Genomic DNA, 21,253 nt, shown 5'->3' with positions numbered 1-21,253 from the left:
GTCAGGCGGCGAAGGCCGGGTACCCCGTCGGCTCCGTCTCGCCGCCCCAGGCCTCCGTGGCCCAGCGTGCCGCGGCGCCGCACGTGGCGGCGAGCTCCGGCATGGCGGTGCGCAGGTTGACGGCGGCCCACCGCCACCGCGACGTCATCAGCTGCCGGTAGGACGGCGACCGCCCCGCCGGGCCGACGTGCTCGCGTCCGGCCAGTGTGCTGTCCAGGAGCCACCCGGTCATCGCCAGGACGTAGGCCCCGCTCGCCCGCTCGACCTCGCGCTGCCACCCCTCGTGAGCGACGAGGCCCGGCACGGACACCTCGAGCCCGGCGGTGAACTCGGCGAGCAGGGTGTCGGTCAGCCCGGCCGGCGGGTCGAAGACGCACCAGCAGGTCGCGAACGGCAGCATCGTGTAGGCCGCGACGAACGCCGGGGGCTGGACGACCGTCCCCTCGAGGTCGAGGAACCACCACCCGTCGGGCCGCAGCACGGCGTTGTCGGGGCAGCTGTCGGACGGGGCGAGCACGACCGGGCCGCTCCCGGCGGTGAACGCCGTGGCAACCTCCCGCGCCTCGGCGTGCAGCCGGTCGATGCGCGCCGCACCGCCCAGCAGCTCGCCCAGACGCGCGGCACCCCGGGTCACGTGCTCGACGACGTCCCACGGTCGCGCCCCCAGGAGCTCGCGCGCCTCGTCGACCTGGTGACGGCCGCTGCCCGCCAGTCGTCCGAGCTCCCGGGCCCAGCCGGACGCACCGGACCAGGCGGCCTCGCGGTCGGCACCCAGCAGCAGGTCGGCCAGCGTCGGCGGGTCGCCGAGGTCGGACATCACGAGCAACCGCTGGGCGCCGTCGGCCGCGACCAGGTCGGGCGTCCGGTCGAGCAGGGTCAGGCCGGTCCGCTCGCGGTCGTAGCCGCCGTCGTCCTCGCCGTGGAACTGCTTGACCACGACCGTGCTGCCGGCGTCGCCGCCGACGCGGCACCGCAGGACCGTCGACCGCGCCGAGCCGCCGAGGTCCTCCGGGTCGAGCAGCTGCGCGCCGAGGAGGGTCGAGGCCGCCTGCGCGACCTCGGCGACGTCCGTCACGACAGCTCGACCTCACCGGTGAACACGAGCTCCGCGGGACCGGCCAGCTCCACGTGCCCTCCGTGCAGCAGCCGGACGCGGACCTCGCCGCCGGGCACCTCGACGAACCAGGTCGACGGCACCCCGTGCGGGTCCTCGACCCCGTGCGCCGCCCAGGTGCGCACCGCGAGCGCCGCCGCGCAGGCACCCGTCCCGCAGGACCGCGTCTCACCGACGCCGCGCTCGTGCACTCGCATGCGGATCCGTCCGACGGTGCCGCCGTCGGGCCCCGGCTCCTCGCCGAGCGGGACGACGAGCTCGACGTTGGTGCCGTGCGGCGGGACGGGTTCGACGGCGGGCGCCCGGCCGAGGTCCAGGGCGGCGAGCTCGGCGACGTCGGACAGCGCGACGACGGTGTGCGGGTTGCCGAGGTCGATGCTCAGGCCGGGACGGGGGGCGTCCCACCCCGGGGTCAGGACCATGGCGTCGGCGCCGGCCGCGGCGGAGTCCGGGCCGCCGGACAGGGACCAGGGCCCCATGTCCACGGCGTACCAGCCGCTCGGCTCCCGCCGGACCCGCTTGACGCCACCCCGGGTGCCGAGCGCGAGCTCGCCGCCGCCGGACAGGTCGACGAGGCCGAGCTGCTCGGCGAACGCGGTGAAGACGCGCACGCCGTTGCCGCACATCTCGGCGCGGCTGCCGTCACCGTTGCGGTAGTCCATGAACCAGATGGCCTCCGGGTCCTCGGCGAGGACGGCGTCGGCGACCTCCTCCCCCGCCCGGGCGAGCGCCGCCGTCGGGGCGAGCCGGATCACGCCGTCTGCCCCGACCCCGCTGCGGCGGTCGGCGAGGCGACGCACCTGCTCGGCCGTGAGGTCCATCTCGCCGCGGGTGTCGGCGAGGAGCACGAAGTCGTTCTGCGTGCCGTGCCCCTTGGTGAAACGTACGGTCATGAGCCCAGACTACGGCGCACGGGTCGGTCCTCCGGGACCGGCAGCTCGTCGGCGTCGGCGGCCCGGACCAGGGCCAGGGCGTCCTCGACCAGGGTGGGCGACCCGGCGTCCAGCCAGTGCACGCGCGGGTCGCGCCCGAACCACCCCATCTGCTTGCGGGCCAGCCGGCGGGTGTTGGTCACGACGGCCTCGCGCGCCTCGGCCTCGGTGAGGTCACCGGCGAACCAGCGCAGCAGCTCGGCGTAACCGACGGCGCGGGCCGCCGTCGTCCCGAGCCCGCCGCCGGTCCCGCCCTGCGCGGGCGAGGCCAGCGAGCGGACCTCCTCGACCAGCCCGGCGGACCACATCCGCTCCACCCGGCCGGCCACCCGGGCGTCGAGCACGGGCCGGTCGCAGTCCAGCCCGATCTGGACCGCGGGACGCACGTACTCCTGCCGCGGCAGGTTCGCGGTGAACGGCCGACCGGTGATCTCGACGACCTCCAGGGCACGCACGAGACGGCGGGTGTTCGCCGGGCCGATGGACTCGGCCGCGCCGGGGTCGAGACGGGCCAGCTCGGCGTGCAGCGCACGGGGGCCCTCGGTCTCGGCGCGTTCCTCGAGCCGGGTGCGGACCTCCGGGTCGGTGCCCGGGAACTCCATGTGGTCCAGCAGGGCACGCACGTACAGCCCCGAGCCGCCGACCACGACCGCCCGGGCCCCGCGTGCGGCGACGGCGTCCAGGTCCGCGCGGGCCGCCGTCTGGTAGCGCGCGACGGAAGCGTCCTCGGTCGGGTCGAGCACGTCGAGCTGGTGGTGCACGATCCCTCGTCGCTCGGCCGGTGGCACCTTGGCCGTGCCGACGTCCATGCCGCGGTAGAGCTGGAAGGCGTCGGCGTTGACGATCTCCGCCGGCGCCGACGGGCGCGACAGCGCCTCGGCGAGGTCCAGGGCGAGGTCCGACTTCCCGGTGGCGGTGGGTCCCACGACGGCGACGATCACGGACCCACGGTACGACGCGGGGGTGGGGGCCCGACGCCGTTAGGCTCTGCGGGTGCTGCTGCTGTCCACCCTCGCCGTGAGCCTGCTGTCGGGGCTCGTCCCGGTCGTCAGCATCGAGGTCTACCTCGGGGGTGTCGCGGCCGTGACGGACGTCAGCGCGGTCCCCGGCCGGGCCCTGGCGCTGTCGTTGGTGGCCGGCGTCGGGCAGACGGTCGCCAAGATGGTCTGGTACCTCGGCGCGGCCCGCTCCATGGAGACCCGCTGGGTGCGCGACAAGCTGGCGGTCGGCCGGCGCCGGGAGACCTTCGACCGGTGGCAGCGGCGGATCGCGGGGCGCCCGTGGCTGAGTGCCGTCGTGCTCCTGGCCGCGGGCGCGGTCGGGTTCCCGCCGCTGATGATCATGGCCGTCGTGGCCGGCTCGCTGCGGGTGCCGTGGGCGGTCTTCGTCCCGACGGTGCTCGTGGGCCGCACCGTCCGCTTCTGGCTGCTGCTCGAGGGCGTCGGCTGGTTCGCCGGAGGCTGAGTCAGTCGCCCCAGGTGACGACGTCGTAGGCGTCCGGGAGGTGCCCCCCGCCCGGCTCGGCCACCACGCGCACGGTCGCGGTCCAGCCGTGCCGGGCGGCGAGCTCGTCGAGCACGCCGCGGACCGCCGGCGCGCAGGCCGTCGGCCCGGCGGCCGCGTCCTCGGGATCGCCGCCGGCGACCACGAGCGCGTCCAGGCCGGACAGCTCGCCGAGGCCGTAGCCCACCGCGGCGTGGTCGTCGCCGGCCAGCTGCACCACGTGCGCCCGACGGGCGGCCTGCTCCCCCACCACCGCGGCCAGGGTCAGCAGGGCGACCGAGGCCGGCACCTGGGCGGTCGGGACACCGGCGGCGATCAGCCGCCCCGGCAGCCAGCAGTCGGCGACGCCGGCGGCGGCCAAGGACGGGCGGCGGGTCCCGGCGGAGCTGCGCGACGCGGGCGCGAGGACGCCCCAGCGGTCCGGCGGACCGCCGTGCGGGCCACGGACCGCGGCCAGGGCCCGCGACACGGCGGCGCGGACCGCCGTCAGCGGCCGCGCGTGACCGGCGGCGCCGGGGACCAGGAGCGGGGTCGCGGGCAGGACGACGGCACGGGTGGGCACGTTGCCAACCTACCGGGACGTGTAGCGTGGGACGTGTGAGGTTCTTCGGGTCGCGCCGGATCGCCAGATCGTCAGCTGCATCGCGTGAGGAGCCCCTCGACGCTGACCTGTTGCGCAGCGACGTCGAGAACGTCCTGCTGGACGGGCCGGTCGGGCAGGTCGCCGGTGCCGCACCTCGGCCGGTGTCGCGCGAGCGCGTCAGCGCCTGGCTGGACGCCTCGGGGTTCACCTACACCGTCGACAACGACGGCGACCTCGGGGGCATCTGGCACGGCCGGGTGTTCTCCTTCCTCGTCCTGGGCGACGACGGGGAGGTCGTGCAGGTGCGCGGGCAGTGGCACCGCCAGGCCACGATCGAGCGCCTCGGGGAGATCCTCGAGGTCTGCAACGCCTGGAACGCCGAGCGCATCTGGCCGACGGCGTACGCACGGGTGCGCGACGACGGCACGGTCGTGGTCTGCGCGGAGGTCACCACGAGCCTGGAGCACGGCGCCACCGACGACCAGCTCGCCCAGGTCCTGGAGTGCGGGCTGTCCACCGGGGTGATGCTCTTCGAGCACCTGGACTCGGTGTTCCCGGACCCGCTGCAGGTGACACCGTGACGGGGCCGCTGCGACGGGCGGCGACCGTGGTGCTGCAGGCGGCGCGGCGCCGACGGGCCGACGACCCCGGACCGCCGGCCGCCCGCCCCACGCCGGTGACCGCCCGGCGGATCGGCGCCGACCTGGCGCGCCGCGGCTACCGGTTCCGCACCGACGACGACGGTGACCTCACGGGCACGTGGGACGGGCACCGCTTCTGGTTCCTGCTCCTCGGCGAGGACGGCGAGATCCTGCAGGTGCGGGGTCGCTGGTCCGGCTCCGTGCCGGAGAGCGCGCGGCCCGCGGTGCTGCAGGCGTGCAACGACTGGAACCGGGAACGGATCTGGCCGAAGGTCTACACCCGCGCCGAGGGGGGCGGACTGGCCCTGTACGGCGAGGTGTCGGTCGACCTGGAGCAGGGCGCGACCGACGACCAGCTCGCCGAGACGCTGTCGTGCGGTCTGGTGACGACGTCGCAGTTCTTCGCCGGGCTCGCCACCCTGGTGGGGCCCGAGGCCGAGGACTGAGGCCCCGGCCCGCCGGGGTCAGCGACGCAGCGTCGGCATCCCCAGCGTGACCGGGCCACCGGGCTCGCCGCCGTGGCCGTGGTCGTCGTGGCCCCCGCCGAGCCGCGCGGTCTCGCGCTGGGCCCAGGCGTCGCCGGACCGGGTGCGACGCACCGCGTAGGTGCCGCCGTCGAGCGCCGAGTCGGCGATCAGGTGGTGCGGTGCGGCACGGGTCACCTCGACGGTCACCATGTCGCCCGGGCGCGGCAGGGACGGGTCGAGCGCGCCGACCTCGGCCAGTCGCGGGTCCTCGAGCGAGACGGGCTGGTCGGCGAGGCCGCCCTCGGGCAGCACGCCGGCGGGCACCGCGAGGTGCACGAGCCGGTTGTCGGGCGCCCGTCCGGACAGCCGGTGCGTGGCGCCGTCCTTCTTCCCCGATCCTTCCGAGACGAGCACCTCGAGGGTGCGGCCGGTCTGCCGGGCCGACTCCTCGGCGCTGATCCGCTCCTGCAGGGCGAGCAGTCGGTCGAACCGCTCCTGGACGACCTCCTTGGGCAGCTGGTCGTCCATCTCGGCCGCCGGCGTCCCGGGGCGCGGGGAGTACTGGAACATGAAGGCCGAGCTGAACCGCGACTCCTGGACCACGCGCAGCGTCTCGGCGAAGTCCTCCTCGGTCTCGCCCGGGAACCCGACGATGATGTCGGTGGTGATCGCGGCGTCGGGCAGGGCGGCGCGCACCCGCTCCAGGATGCCGAGGAACTTGGAGGAACGGTAGCTGCGCCGCATCGCGCGCAGCACCCGGTCCGAGCCGGACTGCAGGGGCATGTGCAGCTGCGGCATGACGTTCGGGGTCTCGGCCATCGCCTCGATGACGTCGTCGGTGAAGGCGGCCGGGTGCGGCGAGGTGAAGCGGACGCGCTCGAGCCCCTCGATCCGTCCGCAGGCCCGCAGGAGCTTGGCGAACGCGCCCCGGTCGCCGAACTCGACGCCGTAGCTGTTGACGTTCTGACCCAGCAGCGTGACCTCGACGGCGCCGCCGTCCACCAGGGCCTGCACCTCGGCGAGGACCTCGCCCGGACGGCGGTCGCGCTCCTTGCCGCGCAGGTGCGGCACGATGCAGAACGTGCAGGTGTTGTTGCAGCCCACCGAGATGGACACCCAGCCGGCGTACACCGACTCGCGCCGCGTCGGCAGCGTCGAGGGGAACACCTGCAGCGACTCGGCGATCTCGACCTGGGCGGCCTCGTTGTGCCGTGCCCGCTCGAGGAGCACCGGCAGCGCGTCGAGGTTGTGCGTGCCGAACACGACGTCGACCCACGGGGCCTTGTCGACGATCTCGCCGCGGTCCTTCTGCGCCAGGCAGCCCCCGACCGCGATCTGCATCCCCGGCCGCTCCGCCTTGAGCCCGGCGAGCTGGCCCAGGTTGCCGTAGAGCCGCGTCGCGGCGTTCTCGCGCACCGCGCACGTGTTGATGACCACCACGTCGGCGTTGCTCGCCGCCTCGTCGGCGGCGGTGGCACGGGTGTACCCCGCCTGCTCGAGCATCCCGGCCATGTGCTCGGAGTCGTGGACGTTCATCTGGCACCCCAGGGTGCGGACCATGTACGTCCGTCCGGCCCCGTCGGAGGGCAGGGACGTGGCGGTCTCACGGGGCGAGGGCATCGTGGTGGACATCGGTTCCAGGGTACGGTCCCGCGCGCCGCGGATCCGCCGTCGCAAGGTTGCCGATTCCCGGCTTTCCGGACAGTCGTTATCGAACCGTTGCCGACTCGGCGCGTGCTCGCACCCCACCGAAACGATCCACTGGTTAGGTTCATGACATGGATCACAGCGGAACGGCACCGGCGGACGACCAGCAGCCGCCGGCGGACGACTCGCACCTGGGCGCCCCCCTCGTCGAGCTCAGCGGGGTCGACAAGTACTTCGGCGACCTGCACGTGCTCCAGGACATCGAGCTGACCGTGCGGCGCGGCGAGGTGCTCGTGGTCATCGGCCCGTCGGGCTCGGGCAAGTCCACGCTGTGCCGCGCCATCAACCGGCTGGAGACGATCGACGGCGGCGAGATCCGGATCGACGGCCAACCCCTGCCCGCCGAGGGGCGGCAGCTCGCCCGGCTGCGTGCCGACGTCGGCATGGTGTTCCAGGCGTTCAACCTCTTCGCCCACAAGACGGTGCTCGACAACGTCACGCTCGGCCCCCGCAAGGTCCGCGGGCTGAGCAAGTCCGACGCCGAGGAGGAGGCCTTCAAGCTCCTCGACCGCGTCGGGGTGAAGAACCAGGCCGCGAAGTTCCCCGCCCAGCTCTCCGGCGGCCAGCAGCAACGCGTGGCGATCGCCCGGTCGCTGGCCATGCACCCCAAGGTGATGCTCTTCGACGAGCCGACCTCGGCCCTCGACCCCGAGATGATCAACGAGGTGCTCGACGTCATGGAGCAGCTCGCCAAGGAGGGCATGACGATGATCGTCGTCACCCACGAGATGGGGTTCGCCCGCAAGGCGGCCGACCGCGTCGTGTTCATGGCGGACGGCCAGATCGTCGAGGAGGCCACGCCCGAGGAGTTCTTCCACCACCCGCGCAGCGACCGCGCCAAGGACTTCCTGTCGAAGATCCTCACCCACTGATCTTCATCACGGCATCACCGGCACCACCGACGAAAGGACGCATCATGCGACGCACACGCACCACCGGGGTCATCGCCCTGGCGGCCACCGCCGCACTGACCCTGGCCGCCTGTTCCTCCGACGACGGCGGCGAGACCGACACCGGGGGCGAGACCACCGACACCATGGAGGAGGAAGGGGCCGGCGGCGAGGGCGTCACCATCGGCATCAAGTTCGACCAGCCGGGCCTCGGGTTCATGGACGGCGACACGCCCTCCGGCTTCGACGTCGACGTCGCGAAGTACGTGGCGGGCGAGCTCGGGTACTCCGAGGACCAGATCGAGTGGGTCGAGGCCCCGTCCGCCCAGCGCGAGACGCTGCTGTCGACCGGCCAGGTCGACATGATCTTCGCCACCTACTCGATCACGGACGAGCGGCGCGAGCAGGTCTCGTACGCCGGTCCGTACTTCGTGGCCGGCCAGGACCTCCTCGTGGCGGCCGACAACACCGACATCACCGGCCCGGACACCCTGGACGGCAAGAACCTGTGCTCGGTCACCGGTTCGACGTCGGCCCAGCGCATCAAGGACGAGTACTCCGAGGGCGTCAACCTCCTCGAGCAGCCCGGGTACGCCGAGTGCGTCACCGCGCTCACCTCGGGTCAGGTGGACGCGGTGACCACCGACGACATCATCCTCGCCGGCCTGGGGGCCCAGCCCGCCAACTCCGGCCAGGTGAAGGTCGTGGGCAACACCTTCTCCGAGGAGCGCTACGGCGTCGGCATCCCGCAGGACTCCGACCAGTGCGAGGACATCAACGCGGCGCTGCAGCAGATGATCGACGACGGCTCGTGGCAGGAGTACATCGACTCCGCCACCGAGGGCACCGGCTACACGCCGAACCAGGACCTCAACCCGCCGGAGTTCGACCCCTGCGACATGTGACCGACCACTGAGAACGGATCGGGCCCGCCGCGCCACGCAGCGGGCCCGATCCGGTGCCGCCGGAGTCCCGGCGACACGTCTCTGCCGCGACCGAGCCGAAGGAGCGTCCGCCGCGTGGAGGAGTACCTCGACATCATCCGCCAGTACGACGTGCTGGGGGCGTTCTGGGTCAACATCCAGCTCGCCTTCTGGGCGGCCGTGCTCTCCCTGGTCCTGGGGTCGGTGCTGGCCCTGTTCCGCATCTCCCCCATCGGCAGCCTGCAGTGGGCCGGCACCACCTACGTCACGATCCTGCGGAACACCCCGCTGACGATCATCATGGTGTTCATGGTCCTCGGGGCCTGGGGCCAGCTCGAGCTCACCCTGGCGACCGACTTCACCCTCAACTTCTTCTGGCTCGCGGTCGTGGGGCTGTCGATCTACCACGCCGCCTTCGTGTGCGAGGCGATCCGGTCCGGCGTCAACACGGTGCCGGTCGGGCAGGCCGAGGCGGCACGGTCCATCGGGCTGTCGTTCCTGCCCTCCGCCCGGCTGGTCATCCTGCCGCAGGCGTTCCGCGGCGCGATCGCGCCGCTCGGCAACGTCCTCATCGCCCTCATCAAGAACACCACGGTCGCCGCGGCAGCCTCGGTGACGGAGACCTCCTCGGTGATGCGGACGATGATCGAGTTCCGGCCCGACTACATCTACGCGATCTTCTTCACCTTCGCGATCGGCTACGTCATCCTCGTGACCCCCGTCGGCCTGCTGTCGACCTCGTTCTCGCGTCGACTGGCGGTGTCCCGATGAGCGCCCAGACCGTCCTCTTCGACGCGCCCGGCCCCCGCGCCAAGCGGCGCATCCGGGTCGGCAACGTCATCGGCGCCGTCATCGTCGGCGGCATCGCCGCCCTGCTGCTCGCCCGGCTCGGTGACAAGGGGCAGCTCGACCCGGACCTGTGGCTCGCCGCCGTGGACGCCGACGCCTGGCGGTTCTACTACTGGCCGGGATTCCTCAACACCATGCGGGCGGCCGCCGTCAGCATCGTCGGCGCGTTCGCCTTCGGCCTGATCTTCGGCGTGGGCCGGCTCTCCACGCTGCTGCCGGTGCGCGTGGTGTGCGGCGCCGTCGTGGAGTTCTTCCGCGCCGTGCCCGTGCTGCTCATGATGGTGTTCTTCTGGTTGTTGCTCGCCAACGCCGGCGCCGACTCGCCTTCCTTCTGGGGCGTGGTCATCGGCCTGGTCCTCTACAACGGGTCGGTCGTGGCCGAGCTGGTGCGTTCCGGTGTCCACGGGCTGCCGTCGGGCCAGCGCGAGGCCGCGCTGTCGACCGGACTGACCCGGGGTCAGTCGCTGCGGTCGGTCGAGGTCCCCCAGGCCCTCATCGCCATGCTGCCCGCGCTGCTCTCCCAGCTCGTCGTCGTGCTCAAGGACTCCGCGCTCGGCGCGATCATCACCTACCGCGAGCTGCTGCAGGAGGCCCGGCTGCTCGGCTCCGGCGAGGGCAACATCCTGCAGACCCTGGCCGTCGCCGCCGTGCTGTTCATCCTCATCAACTGGAGCCTGACGAAGGTGGCCGAGCGGCTCGGGAACTCCTTGCGGCGCACCTCCGGACGGACCGGGACGATGGCTGCCGGGCTCGACGCCGGCGTCGGTGTGGGTGCGACGGCCCAGGCGGCCGAGCGTCCGCACGGGGTCGACGAGGGACCCGAGGCCGGACCGGCGGATCCTGGCAAGCCGGGTCGCTGGGGCTGACGGCCGCTCGGGCGGTCCCTCGAGCGCTCCGGCGACGCCGGTCGTGCGGTCCGATGGGCATGGTGCCGCCGGGATCGCGTGGCCGGCGCGCCGGGGCGCGCCGCAGGGTCAGTCGTCGAGGGAGATCAGGTCGTCGAGATCCTCGGACTCCCCCTCGGCGGCCAGGGCGTCCTTGACGGCGGCGAAAGCGACCGAGGGGTTGTGCCCCTTGCGGCTCAGCGCCCCGACGGCGCGCCGGACGCGTCTGTCCCGGTCGAGTCCGCGGGTGCGGGCCACGTGCTTGCGGGCGAGCTCGGCCGCGGCCGCACGCTCGTCGTCGCCGTCGACCTGCTCGAGCGCAGCGGTCGCCGTCTCGGGGTCCACGCCGCGGCGCTGGAGCTCGGCCGAGATGGCTCGACGCGCCTGGCCCCGTTCGGTGTGCCGCGTGCGCACGATCATCTCGGCGTACGCGGCGTCGTCGACGAGGCGGACGTCCTGGAGCCGGTCCAGGACGTGCTCGGCGACGTCCTCGGGGTAGCCCTTGCGAGCGAGGGACCGGGCGAGCTCGGCCCGGCTCTTCGGCGCGGCGGTCAACGTGCGCAGCACGGCCTCCCGCGTGAGCTCCGTGGCCTCGTCGCGCGTGATCTCACCGGCCTCGAGGCGCTCGCTCACGCTCGGTCGGCGGCGACCGTCCTTCCGACGACCGCCCGCCGACCGTTCCTCCGCGCGTCCGGTGCTCAGAAGGGCGCCTTCTTGCTCTTGGCGCTCGACCGGCTCGTGCTCTTGGTCGCCGCGCCCGCCTTGGCGGGTGCCTTCTCCTCGTCGCCGGCGGCGACGGACGTGGCCTCGGCCGCCGGGGCGTCCCCGTCCGCCGGGGCGTCGAGCTTGGCCCCGACGCCGAGCTTCTCCTTGATCTTCTTCTCGAGCTCGTTCGCCAGGTCGGGGTTGTCCCGCAGGAACGACCGGGCGTTCTCCTTGCCCTGGCCGAGCTGGTCGCCGCCGTAGGTGAACCACGAACCCGACTTGCGGACGAACCCGTGCTCGACGCCCATGTCGATCAGGCCGCCCTCCCGGGAGATGCCCACGCCGTAGAGGATGTCGAACTCGGCCTGCTTGAACGGCGGGGCCATCTTGTTCTTGACGACCTTGACGCGGGTGCGGTTGCCGACGGAGTCGGTGCCCTCCTTGAGGGTCTCGATCCGGCGGATGTCCATGCGCACCGAGGCGTAGAACTTCAGCGCCTTGCCACCCGTGGTGGTCTCCGGCGAGCCGAAGAACACGCCGATCTTCTCGCGCAGCTGGTTGATGAAGATCGCCGTGGTGCCGGAGGAGCTGAGCGCACCCGCGATCTTGCGCAGCGCCTGCGACATCAGACGGGCCTGCAGGCCGACGTGGCTGTCACCCATCTCGCCCTCGATCTCCGCCTTGGGGACCAGCGCCGCGACGGAGTCGATGACGATGATGTCGAGCGCCCCGGAGCGGATCAGCATGTCGGCGATCTCCAGCGCCTGCTCACCGGTGTCCGGCTGGGAGACGAGCAGGGCGTCGGTGTCCACGCCGAGCTTCTTGGCGTACTCGGGGTCCAGGGCGTGCTCGGCGTCGACGAACGCGGCGATCCCGCCGTTCTTCTGGGCGTTCGCCACCGCGTGCAGGGCGACGGTCGTCTTGCCGGAGGACTCCGGGCCGTAGACCTCGACCACGCGGCCCCGGGGCAGGCCACCGATGCCGAGGGCCACGTCCAGGGCGATGGAACCGGTGGGGATGACGTCCACCGGGGCCCGCCCCTCCTGGCCGAGACGCATGACCGAGCCCTTGCCGAAGCTGCGGTCGATCTGGGCGAGCGCGGCCTCGAGGGCCTTCTCACGGTCTTCCGGTCCAGGCATGTCGGTCACCTTCGTGTTCTGGGCGCGGCCGCGCGCCTTCGGTCTGCTGCTCATGTCGACGACGACGCTACGCCCCGCCACCGACACGCCCCGCCCGAGCCGGTCGCGCTGTGGACGAGCGACCCACGAGGCCTTCCTGTGGACACCCTAGCCGAACATCTGTTCGACGTCAGCGTCCGCGGCGCGGCGTGTCGACACCGGGAGGCGCCGCGGTCAGCGGGCCGGCGGCGCCTGCCGGTGCCGGTCCGTCCCCCACCGCTCGGCGTCCGGGACGTCGAGGGCGTCGCACAGGGCGTGCCAGACGTCGCGGGGGTCCGTCCCCGCGTCGAGCGCCTCGGCCGGGGTGCGGTCCCCGAGGCGGGGCAGGACCTGCTCCCGCACGAGCGTGCGGCCGTAGGCACGGCCGAACACCTCGTCGACGAGCTGGGCGAAGTCGGAGTAGAGCACCCGCCCAGCGTGCCACGACCACCGGCCTGTCGGTGCCCGGGTGCACCATGGGCTGGTGGCCACCGACCCGCTCGCCCGTTTCTCCCCCGCGACCCGGGCGTGGTTCACCGATGCGTTCGCCGGCCCCACGGCGGTTCAGGAGGGCGCGTGGCGTGCCGTCGAGGAGGACCGGCACGCGCTCGTGGTGGCACCGACCGGTTCGGGCAAGACGCTCGCGGCGTTCCTCTGGGCGATCGACCGCCTTACGGCCGCCCCGCCGCCGCAGGACCCGACGCAGCGCTGCCGGGTGCTGTACGTCTCCCCCCTCAAGGCGCTGGCCGCCGACGTCGAGCGCAACCTGCGCGCCCCGCTGACCGGCATCCGGCGGGCCGCCGACCGGCTCGGGACCGACACCCAGGACGTCCGTGTCGGCATGCGCACCGGCGACACCCCCGCCTCCGAACGCCGGTCGTTCGCCACCCGTCCCCCGGACGTGCTCGTCACGACCCCCGAGTCGCTCTTCCTCGTGCTGACCTCCGCGGCGCGCGCCGGCCTGGCCGGGGTCGGCACGGTCATCGTCGACGAGATCCACGCGCTGGCGGGCACCAAGCGCGGGGCGCACCTGGCCGTCAGCCTCGAACGGCTCGACGCGCTCCTGCCACGCCCCGCCCAGCGCATCGGCCTGTCCGCCACGGTGCGGCCCGCCGACGAGGTCGCGGCCTTCCTCGCCGGGAGCCGACCGACCACCGCCGGGGGCCGGGAGGTTGCCGTCGTGCAGCCGCCGTCACGCAAACGCTGGGACCTGGACGTCGCCGTCCCGGTCCCGGACCTGACGGATCTGGGCGGGGACGACGAGCCCGACCTGTCCGGGGCGGCGAGCGGCCCGCAGCGCCAGGCATCCATCTGGCCGCACGTCACCGACCGGGTGGTCGACCTCGTCAGCGACCACCGGTCCACGCTGGTGTTCACCAACTCCCGGCGCGGGGCCGAACGCCTCACCGCGCGGGTCAACGAGACCTGGGCCGAGCGCCAGGGACTCGCGACCCCCGACGCCGGAGCGGAGCAGGCGGCCCAGACCCCCGGCCAGTCGGGCACGGCCGCCGCCCTCGACGCCGCGGCACCGGTCCTGGCGCGGGCCCATCACGGGTCGATGAGCCGGACCGAGCGCACCCGCACCGAGTCCGACCTCAAGGCCGGTCGGCTGCCGGCCGTGGTCGCGACGTCCTCGCTGGAGCTGGGCATCGACATGGGGGCCGTGGACCTCGTGGTGCAGGTCGGGTCCCCGCCGTCGGTGGCCAGCGGGCTGCAGCGCATCGGCCGGGCCGGGCACCAGGTCGGGGCCGTCTCTCGCGGTGTCGTGCTGCCCACGCACCGCGGTGACCTCGTCCCGGCGACCGTGGTCACCCAGCGCATGCGCTCCGGCGACATCGAGCCGTTGCGGATCGTGTCGACGCCCCTGGACGTGCTGGCTCAGCAGGTCGTCGCGGCGCTCGCCGTCGACGACTGGGACGCGGACGCCCTGCTGCGCACGGTCCGCCACGCCGCGCCGTTCGCCGCGCTCGGTGACGCCACCTGGCACGCCGTGCTCGACATGCTGGCCGGGCGGTACCCCAGCGAGGAGTTCGCGGAGCTGCGTCCGCGGATCGTGTGGGACCGGGCCGCCGGGCGGCTCTCGGCGCGTCCGGGTGCCCTGCGGCTGGCCGCCACGAGCGGCGGGACGATCCCCGACCGCGGGCTGTACGGCGTGTACCTGGCCGGTGAGGAGGCCGGGCGGGGCGGCAAGCGCGTGGGCGAGCTCGACGAGGAGATGGTCTACGAGTCCCGGGCGGGCGACACCTTCACCCTCGGGTCCTCCACGTGGCGCGTCGAGGAGATCACCCCGGACCGCGTGCTGGTGACCCCGGCCCCGGGGCTGCCCGGCCGGCTGCCGTTCTGGAAGGGCGACGCGCCGGGGCGGCCGGCCACGCTCGGGCGCGCCGTGGGCGCGTTCCTGCGGGAGACCGACGAGCTCCTCGCGGCCGACCCGCCGAGCGGTCGCGCGCACCTGCGCGACGCCGGGCTCGACGACTGGGCCGCCGACAACCTCGCGGGCTACCTGACCGAGCAGCGCGCGGCGACCGGGCGGCTGCCGGACGACCGCACCGTGCTCGTCGAGCGGTTCCGCGACGAGCTCGGCGACTGGCGGGTGGTGATCCACTCGCCCCTGGGGGCGCGGGTGCACGCCCCGTGGGCGCTGGTCGTCGCGGCCCGGCTGCGCGAGCGGCTCGGCACCGACGTCGCCGCCATGCCCGCCGACGACGGCATCGTGCTCCGCCTGCCCGGTGACTCGCCCTGGGACCTCGAGGCCGCCCAGACCCGGCCGGAGATCACCACGGACGACCTGCTCGTCGACCCGGAGGAGGTCGACGCCGCCGTCCGCACCGAGCTGGGTTCGTCGGTGCTGTTCGCCTCCCGCTTCCGCGAGGCGGCCGCCCGCGCCCTGCTGCTGCCGCGGCGTCGGCCGGACCGGCGAGCCCCCCTGTGGCAGCAGCGCCAGCGCGCCGCGCAGCTGCTGCAGGTGGCGTCGGCGTACCCCGACTTCCCGATCATGCTCGAGGCGGCCCGCGAGTGCCTGCAGGACGACTTCGACGTCGCCTCCCTGCGCACGCTCATGGCCGACCTCGCGGCAGGCCGGGTCCGGTTGGTCGAGATCTCCACCGACGGTCCCTCGCCGTTCGCCCGGTCGCTCCTGTTCGGGTACACCGCGCAGTTCCTGTACGACGGCGACGCGCCGCTGGCCGAGCGGCGGGCCGCGGCCCTCTCGCTGGACCCCACCCTGCTGGCCGAGCTCCTCGGCGAGCAGGGCGCCACCGACCTGTCCGACCTGCTGGACCCGGAGGTCGTCGAGCGGACCGAGGCCGAGCTGCAGGGGCTGGCCACGGACCGCCGGGCGCGGGACGCCGAGGCCGTCTGGGACCTGCTGCGCCGCACCGGCCCGCACCCGCTCGAGGAGGTGCGTCACCGCACGGCCGAGGACGCCGCCCTCGCCGTGCCGGACTGGCTGGCCGACCTCGAGCGGGACCGCCGGGTCATCCGCGTCCGCCTCGCCGGCGCCGAGCAGTGGGCGGTCGCCGAGGACGCCGCCCGGCTGCGCGACGCGCTCGGGGTGGCACCACCCGCCGGGCTGCCGGACGCCGTGATGGCGCCGGTCGACGACCCGCTGGCCGACCTGCTGCGACGCCACGCCCGGACGCACGGCCCGTTCACCGCCGCCGAGGTCGCCCACCGCTTCGGGCTCGGTGTCGCCGTGGCGACCGGGGTGCTGACCCGTCTCGAGCGCGACGGCGCGCTCGTGCGCGGTGCGCTGCGGCCGGAGGCCGTCGGCGGGACCGGGGACGAGTTCTGCGACCCGCAGGTGCTGCGCACGCTGCGGCGGCGCAGCCTGGCGGCGCTGCGGTCCGAGGTGGAACCGGTCGAGCCGGAGACGCTCGGCGTGTTCCTGCCGCGCTGGCAGGGCGCCACCGGTCCGCGGCTGCGCGGCAGCGACGGCCTGCTGCGGGCCGTGGAGCAGCTGGCCGGCGCCGCGGTCCCGGCGTCGGCGCTGGAGACGCTGGTGCTCCCGGCCCGCGTGACGGACTACTCCCCCGCTCTCCTGGACGAGCTGACCACCACCGGGGAGGTGGTCTGGGCCGGACACGCCGCGCTGCCCGGCACGGACGGCACGGTGAGCCTGCACCTGGCCGAGGACGCTCCCCTGACCCTCGCGCCGCCCGCCCCGCTGGGGCCCGAGGGGACCCTGGACACCGACCTGCACCGCGTGCTGCTCGACCTGCTCACGTCGTCGGGCGGCTACTTCCTGCCCCGCCTCGTCGAGCTGGCCGACGCCCCGACCGGCGAGGTGCTGGAGGCGCTGTGGGACCTCGTCTGGGGCGGCCACGTGACGAACGACGGCCTCGCGGTGCTGCGTGCCCGGCTCGGCGCGGGCGGCGGGGCGCACCGGGCTCCCCGGCGTCCGGCCCGCGCCCGGCCGGTGCGCCGGTCGCGCTTCGCCGTCGCCCGCCCCGTCGTGCCACCGGCCGGCGGGGGCCGCTGGTCCGGCCTGCCGGCGCGCGAGCAGGACCCGACAGTCCGGACGCACGCGCTGGCCCAGGTCCTGCTGGACCGGCACGGGGTGCTGACGCGGGCCGTCGCGCCCTCGGAGCACGTGACCGGTCAGTTCCGCGAGGTGTACCGGGTGCTCACCGGGCTCGAGGAACGCGGCGCGGTCCGTCGCGGCTACTTCGTGGAGCGGCTGGGCGGTGCGCAGTTCGCGCTGCCCGGGGCGGTCGACCGACTGCGCGTCGACGCCGCCGACCGCGAGCGTGTCCGGGACGACCCCGACGCCTCCCCGTCGGGACTGCTGCTGGCCGCGACGGACCCCGCCAACCCCTACGGCGCGGCGCTGCCCTGGCCGGCGACCACCTCGGCGGGCGACGACGGCGGCGGGCACCGCCCCGGACGCAAGGCGGGCGCTGTCGTCGTCCTCACCAACGGCGAGCCGGCGCTGTACGTCGAACGGGGCGGACGCACGCTGCTGTCGTTCACCACGGCTCCGGACGCGCTGGCGGTCGCGGGAGCCCTCCTCGCCGACCATGTCCGGCGCGGGCACCTCGGCCGGCTGGTGGTCCAGCGGCTCGACGGCGTCCCGGCCCTGGAGGCCGCCAAGGAACGCTCCGCGGCGGCGGAGGCCCTGCTCGACGCCGGGTTCACGGTGACGCCTCGCGGGCTGAGGGTGGCGGTCTGATGCCCGAGGGCGACGTCCTGCGGCTCACGGCCGAGCGTCTCGACCAGGCGTTGCGAGGTCGGCCGCTGGTCCGCGCCGAGCTGCGCTGGCCGGGGACGGGAGGCACCGACCTCACGGGCCGGACGGTGACGGGGTGCGTCTCCTACGGCAAGCACCTGCTGACCCGGTTCGACGACGGCCGCACCCTGCACACCCATCTGCGGATGGAGGGGTCCTGGCGCGTGGTGGCGACGAGCGACCGTGCCGCCGCGGCCCGCCATCCCGAGGTCCGGGCGGTGCTCGCCACCGCACGGTGGACGTGCGTCGGGTGGCGGCTCGGGATGCTGGACCTGCTGCGGACCCACGACGAGCCCCGGCTGCTGGCACACCTGGGCCCGGACGTGCTCGGAGCGGACTTCGGCACGGCGGGTCTGACCACGGCGCTGGACCGCTGGCACCGGGAGGGGGACCGCCCGTTGTGCGACGTGCTCCTCGACCAGTCGGTCGTGGCAGGACTCGGCACGATCTGGATGGCGGAGTCGCTCTTCGACCGCCGGCTGCACCCGTGGGCGCCCGCCGACTCCCTCGACGACGAGGAGGTCCGGGCCCTGCTCGTGACCGCGCGCCGACTGGTCGGACGCAGCGTCGACGTCGGGCGACGTGAGGGCCTCGGTGAGGTGCCGCGCGCGGTGCACGGCAAGCTGGGTCACCCGTGCCGGCGGTGCCGGACACCGGTCGCCGTCGGGCAGGCCAACGAACCGCCGTACGAACGGCCGGTGTTCTGGTGCCCCACCTGCCAGGCGGTCAGCCGACCGGCGTGAGGTCCTCGCGCTCGACGGTTCCGCGCGAGAGCATCCCGGCGAGCACGTCCGTGGGGATGGTGTCGGGGACGAGCAGCCCCTCGGCGACCGCGATACGGTCGCTGACCTCGCGCAGCACGAGGGACAGCGGGATGTCGAGAGCCTCGCAGATCGAGGCCAGCAGCTCGGAGGAGGCCTCCTTCTGCCCGCGTTCGACCTCGCTCAGATAACCCAGCGAGACCCGTGCGGCCGAGGACACCTCACGCAGGGTGCGCCCCTGACGCTGCCGCGCGTCGCGCAGCACGTCACCGATCTCCTGTCGCAGGACGACCATGTCACGCCCCCTTCCTTCCGCCGGCACCCCCTGACGAGGGTTGGCACTACCGTACCCCGACGCACGCGGGGCGCGTCGCCCGGGAGTCGCATCGATACCGCTTCGTGGCCTGTTGGCGATCACACCTGCCCAACGCACGACACCACGGCCGTGTTCCCGACGCACCGGGTCGTCCAGGATCCCCCCGGGCCACGCACGGTTCCTTCACCCCGGCGCGGCGTCGCCCAGGGTCGTGCGGCACAGGTCCAGGACCGCGACGACCGCCCCCGACCGGACGGCGGCCCGGTCGCCGGCCAGGTCGCAGCGACGCACGACCGTCCCTCCCGGCGTGGCGACGGCGACGAAGACCAGGCCGGGTGGACGGCCGTCCTGCGGGTCGGGCCCGGCGACCCCGGTCGTCGCGAGCCCGACGTCCGCGCCGGTCGCGGCACGCGCACCCCGGGCCATGGCGCCGGCGACGTCCGCGTCCACGGCGCCCCGGGACGCCAGCAGCGCACGGTCGACCCCGAGCAGAGACGCCTTGAGGTCCGTCGCGTAGGCGACGACGCCGCCGCGCAGCACCGCCGAGGCACCGGGCACCGTGGCGAGCTCGGCGGCCACCATCCCGGCGGTCAACGACTCGGCGACACCGAGGGTCCACCCCCGGGCGGCCACCGCCCCGAGGACGTCACGCGCGGTCGTCATCCGTCCGACCGGCCGCCCGGAGAGCGCTGGTCGTCCGCACGGCCGAGCGTCCTCTCCAGCCGGGCCCGGCGACTCAGTCGCAGCCCCTGGACGGCGTAGTCGACGCCGGTGACGACGGTGACGGCGATCGCCGCGCCCATCACGACCCACGCCACGACACCCACGGCGTCCGGCAGCTGCGCGAGCGGCAGCAGGAAGAGCGCGATGGCGACCACCTGCAGCACGGTCTTGATCTTGCCGCCGCGGGAGGCCGGCATGACGGCGTACTTCAGCACGGCCATGCGCATCAGGGTGATCCCGAGCTCGCGGACCAGGATGACCGTCGGCACCCACCAGGGCAGCTCGCCCAGCGGCCACCACAGCAGGACCAGCGCGGTGCCCACCAGGGCCTTGTCCGCGATCGGGTCGAGGAGCTTGCCGAGGTCCGTCACCAGGCCGCGCGACCGCGCCAGGTGGCCGTCGACCTTGTCGCTCAGCGCGGCCAGCAGGAAGATCGCGGTCGCCACCAGACGCCACGTCACCGACTCACCGCCGTCCACCAGCAGCGCCGCCGCGAAGACCGGGACGAGGGCGATACGGATCATCGTGACGATGTTCGCGATGTTCCAGGGCGAGGGCGCAGCGTCGGGCATGTCACCAGCCTACTGGGACCGCCACCGCGATAGCCTCGCACCGTGGCCGACGTCGCCCCGCGCAGGACCTCCCTGGTCGTGCTCGCCGTCACCGTGCTCACCGTGACGGCAGCCTGCGGTGTCCTCACCCCGGACGCCCCGCCCCCCGCTCCCCGGGTGACGGTCTCCCCGGACGTGGCGCGGGCCAAGATCGCACCCCCGCACCCTGTCCCCCCGGTCACCTTCACGGTCCTGGCCGCCGGGGACCTGCTCCCGCACGGCCCCGTCGTTCGTTCCGCCGACGGCGGCGAACGCTTCGACCGGCTGCTCGCCGGGCTCGACCCCTGGGTGGCCGGCGCCGACCTCGCGCTGTGCCACCTCGAGGTGCCGGTCGCGCCCGACGGCACGGCACCCAGCGGCTACCCGATCTTCGGCGCACCGCCGGGGCTGGTGCCGGCCCTGGCGGACCAGGGCTGGGACGGGTGCTCCACCGCCTCCAACCATTCCGTCGACCGCGGCTACGCCGGCGTCGTGACCACGCTGGACGCCCTCGACGCCGCGGGCATGGGCCACGTCGGCACCGCCCGGTCCCACCGTGAGCAGTCGAGACCGCAGCGTTACGAGCTGGAGCGATCGGGGCGTTCGCTGGCGGTGGCGCACCTCTCGGCCACGTACGGGCTCAACGGTCTGCCGATGCCGTCCGAGGCACCGTGGGCCGTCGACCTGATCGACACCGATGCCCTCGTCCGGGCCGCCGAGAAGGCGCGCGACCGGGGTGGCGCCGACGTGGTGGTGGTCAGCGTGCACGCCGGGACCGAGTACACGGAGGTGCTCACGGAGCAGCAGGTCGACGTCGCGGCCGCGCTGGCCGCCTCGGGGGCGGTCGACCTCGTCATCGGCCACCACGCCCACGTGCCCCAGCGCATCGAACGACTCGACGGCGGCCCGCACGGTGCGGGGATGTGGGTCGCCCACGGGCTGGGCAACCTGCTGTCGAACCAGAGCGCCTCGTGCTGCGACGCCCGGACGAGCAGCGGTGTCCTGCTGACCGCGACGATCACCGAGGAGCGGCCGAGCGCGCCGGCCCTGGTCACCGACGTGCGCTGGACCGCCAGCACGGTCGACATCCCGGCAGGGCACCGTGTCCAGGTGCTCGACGGGTCGCCTCCCCGCAGCACGACGCTCGACCGGCGCGAACGCCGCGTCCGCCACGAGCTGGTGGCGGACGCGGTCGGCGGGAAGGCCCGGGAACGGTCCGAGCCTCCCCGGCCCACCGGCGACCAGCCGACGGTCCTGCCCCGCGTCCCCGCGGGCGGATGA

The 21,253-nt window shown here is 74.3% G+C and carries 21 protein-coding genes; 10 read left to right on the top strand and 11 right to left on the bottom strand.

Going from position 1 to position 21,253, the window contains the following annotated elements:
* Position 1: 1 nt before the first annotated feature.
* The 3 genes from Q6349_RS08640 to miaA are packed head-to-tail and all read right to left on the bottom strand — an operon-like array spanning position 2 to position 2,987.
* Entirely contained in the window at positions 2-1,075 is a 1,074-nt protein-coding gene (locus Q6349_RS08640) for a hypothetical protein (protein ID WP_304603706.1), read from the bottom strand.
* Entirely contained in the window at positions 1,072-2,007 is a 936-nt protein-coding gene (dapF, locus tag Q6349_RS08635; RefSeq protein ID WP_304603705.1) for a diaminopimelate epimerase, read from the bottom strand. Before dapF ends, Q6349_RS08640 begins: the two co-directional genes overlap by 4 nt.
* Positions 2,004-2,987, bottom strand: coding sequence for a tRNA (adenosine(37)-N6)-dimethylallyltransferase MiaA (miaA, locus tag Q6349_RS08630; RefSeq protein ID WP_304603704.1), 984 nt, complete (start codon positions 2,985-2,987; stop codon positions 2,004-2,006). The genes dapF and miaA overlap by 4 nt, the downstream gene beginning before the upstream one ends.
* Positions 2,988-3,039: 52 nt before the next feature.
* On the opposite strand from miaA, the gene Q6349_RS08625 reads away from it, so the two are divergent.
* A complete protein-coding gene (locus Q6349_RS08625; protein ID WP_171247769.1) occupies positions 3,040-3,510 on the top strand; it encodes a hypothetical protein in 471 nt (156 codons plus the stop codon).
* Between the two features lies 1 nt (position 3,511).
* Here the strand turns inward: Q6349_RS08625 and Q6349_RS08620 are convergent, their stop codons facing one another.
* The gene (locus tag Q6349_RS08620; RefSeq protein ID WP_304603703.1) at positions 3,512-4,111 is read right to left on the bottom strand and encodes a hypothetical protein; all 600 of its coding nucleotides are present in this window, start codon (positions 4,109-4,111) and stop codon (positions 3,512-3,514) included.
* A gap of 110 nt (positions 4,112-4,221) precedes the next feature.
* Between Q6349_RS08620 and Q6349_RS08615 the strand changes: the two genes are divergently transcribed.
* Positions 4,222-4,713 (top strand): YbjN domain-containing protein, encoded by a 492-nt coding sequence (locus tag Q6349_RS08615; protein ID WP_304603702.1) that lies wholly within the window; start codon positions 4,222-4,224, stop codon positions 4,711-4,713.
* Positions 4,710-5,219 carry a YbjN domain-containing protein gene (locus Q6349_RS08610; protein WP_369810836.1) on the top strand — a complete coding sequence of 170 codons (510 nt, stop codon included), beginning with the start codon at positions 4,710-4,712 and terminating at the stop codon, positions 5,217-5,219. The genes Q6349_RS08615 and Q6349_RS08610 overlap by 4 nt, the downstream gene beginning before the upstream one ends.
* An 18-nt stretch (positions 5,220-5,237) precedes the next feature.
* Here Q6349_RS08610 and miaB read toward each other — a convergent pair whose 3' ends face one another.
* Positions 5,238-6,872, bottom strand: coding sequence for a tRNA (N6-isopentenyl adenosine(37)-C2)-methylthiotransferase MiaB (miaB, locus tag Q6349_RS08605; protein WP_304603701.1), 1,635 nt, complete (start codon positions 6,870-6,872; stop codon positions 5,238-5,240).
* Positions 6,873-7,018: 146 nt separating this feature from the next.
* Here miaB and Q6349_RS08600 point away from each other — a divergent pair, with 146 nt between their 5' ends.
* The 4 genes from Q6349_RS08600 to Q6349_RS08585 all read left to right on the top strand — a co-directional run bounded on the left by Q6349_RS08600 (position 7,019) and on the right by Q6349_RS08585 (position 10,475).
* Entirely contained in the window at positions 7,019-7,819 is an 801-nt protein-coding gene (locus Q6349_RS08600; RefSeq protein WP_171247773.1) for an amino acid ABC transporter ATP-binding protein, read from the top strand.
* Between the two features lie 44 nt (positions 7,820-7,863).
* Positions 7,864-8,742, top strand: a complete 879-nt coding sequence (locus Q6349_RS08595; RefSeq protein ID WP_304603700.1) for a glutamate ABC transporter substrate-binding protein — start codon at positions 7,864-7,866, stop codon at positions 8,740-8,742.
* Between the two features lie 114 nt (positions 8,743-8,856).
* Positions 8,857-9,531 carry an amino acid ABC transporter permease gene (locus Q6349_RS08590; RefSeq protein ID WP_304603699.1) on the top strand — a complete coding sequence of 225 codons (675 nt, stop codon included), beginning with the start codon at positions 8,857-8,859 and terminating at the stop codon, positions 9,529-9,531.
* Positions 9,528-10,475, top strand: coding sequence for an amino acid ABC transporter permease (locus Q6349_RS08585; protein WP_304603698.1), 948 nt, complete (start codon positions 9,528-9,530; stop codon positions 10,473-10,475). The genes Q6349_RS08590 and Q6349_RS08585 overlap by 4 nt, the downstream gene beginning before the upstream one ends.
* Before the next feature lie 108 nt (positions 10,476-10,583).
* On the opposite strand, the gene Q6349_RS08580 is transcribed toward Q6349_RS08585, so the two are convergent.
* The 3 genes from Q6349_RS08580 to Q6349_RS08570 form a co-directional block, all read right to left on the bottom strand.
* The gene (locus tag Q6349_RS08580) at positions 10,584-11,126 is read right to left on the bottom strand and encodes a regulatory protein RecX (protein ID WP_304603697.1); all 543 of its coding nucleotides are present in this window, start codon (positions 11,124-11,126) and stop codon (positions 10,584-10,586) included.
* Between the two features lie 65 nt (positions 11,127-11,191).
* The gene (gene recA, locus Q6349_RS08575; RefSeq protein WP_304603812.1) at positions 11,192-12,337 is read right to left on the bottom strand and encodes a recombinase RecA; all 1,146 of its coding nucleotides are present in this window, start codon (positions 12,335-12,337) and stop codon (positions 11,192-11,194) included.
* A gap of 213 nt (positions 12,338-12,550) precedes the next feature.
* Positions 12,551-12,784, bottom strand: coding sequence for a DUF3046 domain-containing protein (locus Q6349_RS08570; RefSeq protein WP_171247779.1), 234 nt, complete (start codon positions 12,782-12,784; stop codon positions 12,551-12,553).
* A gap of 55 nt (positions 12,785-12,839) precedes the next feature.
* Here Q6349_RS08570 and Q6349_RS08565 point away from each other — a divergent pair, with 55 nt between their 5' ends.
* Entirely contained in the window at positions 12,840-17,525 is a 4,686-nt protein-coding gene (locus Q6349_RS08565) for an ATP-dependent helicase (protein WP_304603696.1), read from the top strand.
* A complete protein-coding gene (locus tag Q6349_RS08560) occupies positions 17,525-18,325 on the top strand; it encodes a DNA-formamidopyrimidine glycosylase family protein (protein ID WP_304603695.1) in 801 nt (266 codons plus the stop codon). Before Q6349_RS08565 ends, Q6349_RS08560 begins: the two co-directional genes overlap by 1 nt.
* Here the strand turns inward: Q6349_RS08560 and Q6349_RS08555 are convergent.
* From Q6349_RS08555 to pgsA, 3 genes are all read right to left on the bottom strand, one after another.
* Complete coding sequence (locus Q6349_RS08555; RefSeq protein WP_304603694.1) at positions 18,309-18,638, bottom strand: helix-turn-helix domain-containing protein; 330 nt, start codon at positions 18,636-18,638, stop codon at positions 18,309-18,311. The genes Q6349_RS08560 and Q6349_RS08555 overlap by 17 nt on opposite strands.
* Positions 18,639-18,842: 204 nt before the next feature.
* Positions 18,843-19,322 (bottom strand): CinA family protein, encoded by a 480-nt coding sequence (locus Q6349_RS08550; RefSeq protein ID WP_304603693.1) that lies wholly within the window; start codon positions 19,320-19,322, stop codon positions 18,843-18,845.
* Positions 19,319-19,954 carry a CDP-diacylglycerol--glycerol-3-phosphate 3-phosphatidyltransferase gene (gene pgsA / locus Q6349_RS08545; RefSeq protein ID WP_304603692.1) on the bottom strand — a complete coding sequence of 212 codons (636 nt, stop codon included), beginning with the start codon at positions 19,952-19,954 and terminating at the stop codon, positions 19,319-19,321. The genes Q6349_RS08550 and pgsA overlap by 4 nt, the downstream gene beginning before the upstream one ends.
* Before the next feature lie 42 nt (positions 19,955-19,996).
* On the opposite strand from pgsA, the gene Q6349_RS08540 reads away from it, so the two are divergent.
* Positions 19,997-21,253, top strand: a complete 1,257-nt coding sequence (locus tag Q6349_RS08540) for a CapA family protein (RefSeq protein WP_304603691.1) — start codon at positions 19,997-19,999, stop codon at positions 21,251-21,253.

Source organism: Isoptericola sp. 178 (genome assembly GCF_030586525.1).
Classification (GTDB): domain Bacteria; phylum Actinomycetota; class Actinomycetes; order Actinomycetales; family Cellulomonadaceae; genus Isoptericola; species Isoptericola sediminis.
The sequence above is the reverse complement of the archived record's forward strand: the minus strand, read 5'-3'. Positions and strand labels throughout refer to the sequence as shown.

Excerpts from the sequence above, each read along its gene's own strand:
- miaB (WP_304603701.1), bottom strand. The coding sequence starts at position 6,872 with ATGTCCACCACGATGCCCTCGCCCCGTGAGACCGCCACGTCCCTGCCC.
- Q6349_RS08585 (WP_304603698.1), top strand. The coding sequence starts at position 9,528 with ATGAGCGCCCAGACCGTCCTCTTCGACGCGCCCGGCCCCCGCGCCAAG.
- Q6349_RS08560 (WP_304603695.1), top strand. The coding sequence starts at position 17,525 with ATGCCCGAGGGCGACGTCCTGCGGCTCACGGCCGAGCGTCTCGACCAG.
- Q6349_RS08555 (WP_304603694.1), bottom strand. The coding sequence starts at position 18,638 with ATGGTCGTCCTGCGACAGGAGATCGGTGACGTGCTGCGCGACGCGCGG.
- pgsA (WP_304603692.1), bottom strand. The coding sequence starts at position 19,954 with ATGCCCGACGCTGCGCCCTCGCCCTGGAACATCGCGAACATCGTCACG.
- Q6349_RS08595 (WP_304603700.1), top strand. The coding sequence starts at position 7,864 with ATGCGACGCACACGCACCACCGGGGTCATCGCCCTGGCGGCCACCGCC.
- recA (WP_304603812.1), bottom strand. The coding sequence starts at position 12,337 with ATGCCTGGACCGGAAGACCGTGAGAAGGCCCTCGAGGCCGCGCTCGCC.
- dapF (WP_304603705.1), bottom strand. The coding sequence starts at position 2,007 with ATGACCGTACGTTTCACCAAGGGGCACGGCACGCAGAACGACTTCGTG.
- Q6349_RS08550 (WP_304603693.1), bottom strand. The coding sequence starts at position 19,322 with ATGACGACCGCGCGTGACGTCCTCGGGGCGGTGGCCGCCCGGGGGTGG.
- Q6349_RS08600 (WP_171247773.1), top strand. The coding sequence starts at position 7,019 with ATGGATCACAGCGGAACGGCACCGGCGGACGACCAGCAGCCGCCGGCG.